The 3,365-nt window shown below is 45.2% G+C and carries 1 protein-coding gene; it reads left to right on the top strand.

The features are described 5' to 3' along the window. Positions 1-3,365 (top strand): outer membrane protein assembly factor BamB family protein (locus HMPREF0373_RS17060; RefSeq protein ID WP_021740270.1); only part of this gene is annotated, 3,365 nt, incomplete at both ends.

Genomic DNA, 3,365 nt, shown 5'->3' with positions numbered 1-3,365 from the left:
CCGGGATTCCGTGCAGACTCCAACAATCAGTCCGTTATCAATGCAAAAACTCCTATTACAAAAGAAAGTATCGAAGTAAAATGGGAGCGTCAGATGGGTACATCTGTATCGCCTTCCAGCGGAAGTACACCGGTTATCGTAGATAACAAGGTATATACACAGTCCGGCGGTAAATTATATATGCTGGACAAAGAGACAGGTGAAGTCTTAAAGAGCAGCGACTGTTTCATGAATGCAGGATTCAACCTGATTCCGGTTACCTATGCAGACGGAATGATCTTCGTTCCGCTGGGCGGCGGTATCCAGTGCTTCAACGCTTCCACACTGGAATCTCTCTGGTGTTATAAAGGAAGAACCGGTGCCTGCAACAGCCCGATCCGTTATGAGAACGGAAGGATTTATGTAGGTTTCCAGATGGGCGATTTTGTGTGTCTGACAGCGACTGATGAAGATCCGTCCAACCAGACCGAAATGAAGACACCATTATGGACTAATTACAGTAAGACCGGTTACTGGTGGGCCGGCGCATGGACAAATGACAAGTATGTATTTGCCGTAGACGCAGGCGGTGCATTGATGGTCATGGATAAAAATACCGGTGTGACCGTACAGAGGATCCAGACAAAAGCAGACAGAGTAAGAAGTGATGTTTCCTATTATAACGGAAGAATCTACTTCTCTACACAGAGCGGATATCTGTATTCCTACAATCTGGCAGCGGATGGAAAAGTAGATCTGGATAACCTGATCGAGCCGTTATATTATGGCGGCGCAAGTACCTGTACACCGGCTATTTACAACAACCGTCTTTACATTGGTATTTCCGGTGGCAGCGGTTTTGGTGAGGATGGCGCATCTATCCTGGTAGCAGATATCAACCCGGAGACAGGTGCCATGAGCAAAGCTTATCTGGTTCCGACCAAATCTGATTTTGCATATTGTCAGACATCCGGACTGATCATCAACGGATATGAAGAAGAGACCGGATATGTATATGTATACTTCCTGGTAAACAGTGCAAAAGGTTCGCTGTACATGGTAAAAGATAAGCCGGGTATGACAGAAGCGGATCCGGAGAGTGGATTATTCTACAATCCGAGTCATGAGCAGTACTGTATCGCAAGTGCGGTAGCAGACAGTGATGGAACGATTTACCTGAAAAATGATTCCGCATGGCAGTTTGCAATCAAACGTGCAGAATCCTATCTGACCGGTGTGGAAGTGACAGGCGGCAATGCAGTCGTAGACGGTGGCAATGATTTTGCAGGAAGTGTTGCAGATCATACGGTAAATGTAGATCTGAATACATCAAAAGTTACCATGAACCTGACCGCTAATGCAGGTACAGAAGTACGCATCAATAGTGTTCCTGGTGCAAAACAGGATATTACATTGACCGGTGATGTGACACCGGTAGAAGTACAGCTGATCAAAGGTGAGTCCACAAGAGTATACAACTTTGTAATCTACCGTGGACCGACATTAAGCAGCATGAAGATTACCGACAATCCAAATGCCGGCATGGGAAAAGTATTTACCATGGATTCCGCATTTGATCCGGTTCAGACAAATTATGCCGCAGGTCTGACGCTTGCATCCAGTATCAGCTCTGCATATATCTGGGTAGATTGGGCAAACAGTACAGATGTTCTGACGGCAACTGCTGTCAGCGGTGTAAGAAACAAAGCAGAAGGCGACAGCATTAATATAAGAACTAACTATAAAGGCGATCGCAATATCTGCGTCGATTTTTCGGATCGCACTGCAGGAGTAGCTACTTCAGCAACGGTAAAACTGACCCTGACATCCGCAGATGGTACACAGGCAAGAGATTATCTCGTAACCGTTTACACAAACGGTGCACTGCCGGTTCTGACAATTGCGGATGATGCAGTAGCTGAGCGTACAGACAACAGTGCAAAGATTAATGTAACAGCAAACAAAGCAGGTACTTTATATTACCTGGTACAGAAAGCTGATAAAGCAGCCCCGGACGCAGCAACCATCCAGAAAGATGGTAAGAGTGCAGATGCAGTTGAGGGCGCAAATACGTTAGAACTGACAGATCTGACAAAAGCAGGATACAATGTATATATGCTGCTGAAACAGGAAGATGGAAAAGTATCCGGAATCCGCAGCGTTGCTCTGGAAGAAATTCCGGAGAAACATGAGTTGATAAGTGCATTGGCAGTGTCCGGAATATCCGGAAACCAGGCTTTTGATCAGAAAGGCGAAGTAACATTTTTTGTAGATTCTGACAGTGACAGTGTTGGCTTCAAACCGCTCCTTGCTTCCGGTGCAAACAGTGATAATGAGGTAAAATATTCATTCCGTTACATCAGTCAGGATGGCAGAGAAGTTACACAGGCCGGCAGCGCAAATAATTCCTATATCTGGTTCAATGATAAACTGATTGAAGCCAGCGGAAAAGGCAATGATATTTACATGACTGTGACAAAGGGTGACGCAGAAGAACATTATGTCATTCATGTAAAACGCAACGGAATCTTAAAAAATCTGACATTAACGGATCAGAATGGTGATGCCATTGCATTTACACCTAAATTCTCTTATAAGACAACCGAGTATTCCGTGGATGTATTAGACGATGTTTCTTCTGTTACTTTTGCAGCAGTAGATCCGGCATACAGCAGTAAGCCGGAGGACTCCGATGTTCTGTTTAATGGCGAAAGTGCCAAAGGCGGTGTTTACACACTGGCACTCAAAAACGGTGAGAATAAAGTAGCAGTGAAGGTAAATAACGGTTCCGAGAATCCGATTATCTACAATGTTACGATCAACCGTGTAGAAGCAGTATATCTGGAAACGAAGACAGAGCCGGCAAATGCACTGGTCTGCCTGTACACAGCAAACAACGAGCGTGTATATCCGGAAAATGGAAGATTTAAAATGTTCCCGGGCACAGAGTATACATGGACCGCATCCTGTGACGGTTATGTAGGAAAGACAGACAAGATCACACTGGCTGAGTCTTCTGTACTGAACATTACACTGGATAAAGCAGCTGAGAGTGAGAAGCTTCCACAGCTGAAAGCAGAGTATCCGGGATTCCGTGCAGACTCCAACAATCAGTCTGTTATCAAGTCCAAGACTCCGATCACAAAAGAAAGTATCGAAGTAAAATGGGAGCGTCAGATGGGTACTTCTGTCACACCTTCCAGCGGAAGTACACCGGTTATCGTAGATAACAAAGTATACACACAGTCCGGCGGCAAATTATATATGCTGGACAAGGAAACCGGTGAAGTATTAAAGAGCAGCGACTGCTTTATGAATGCAGGTTTCAACCTGATCCCGGTTACCTATGCAGATGGAATGATCTTCGTTCCGCTGGGCGGCGGTAT

The sequence above is a fragment of the Eubacterium ramulus ATCC 29099 genome (genome assembly GCF_000469345.1).
Classification (GTDB): Bacteria; Bacillota; Clostridia; order Lachnospirales; family Lachnospiraceae; genus Eubacterium_I; species Eubacterium_I ramulus.
The sequence above is the reverse complement of the archived record's forward strand: the minus strand, read 5'-3'. Positions and strand labels throughout refer to the sequence as shown.